The 335-nt window shown below is 41.2% G+C and carries 1 pseudogene; it reads right to left on the reverse strand.

Going from position 1 to position 335, the window contains the following annotated elements:
- Positions 1–335, reverse strand: a pseudogene (locus GNP81_RS19290) (methyl-accepting chemotaxis protein); the annotation flags it as partial.

Raw genomic sequence — 335 nt, forward strand, 5'->3', positions numbered from 1 at the left:
GCATCTGTTAATGCAACGGCCATTTTTTCACTTGCATCAGTACTTTGAGTAAACACATCTAAACCAGCTTTAGCTAAATCACTGGTGTTTTGAGCAGTTTTATCGGCAGCTAATGCATTATCACTTACGTTGTTAGCCGTACTAGATAGTTCGTTTACCGCAGAAGCAACTTGTTCAATTTCACACAGTTCTTTTTGAGAGTTAAGCTCAGCTTCATTCATTACAGCAGCAAGTTCAGTCGATGCTGAAGCCACGCTTTGGTTGATATTGTGCAACTCTTCAATGGTCGCTTGTAGCTGACTTGCAGTGGTGTTGATGTCTTGGCTTAATTGAGC

It is taken from the genome of Aliivibrio fischeri, assembly GCF_009727955.1.
In the GTDB taxonomy this organism is placed as follows: domain Bacteria; phylum Pseudomonadota; class Gammaproteobacteria; order Enterobacterales; family Vibrionaceae; genus Aliivibrio; species Aliivibrio fischeri_A.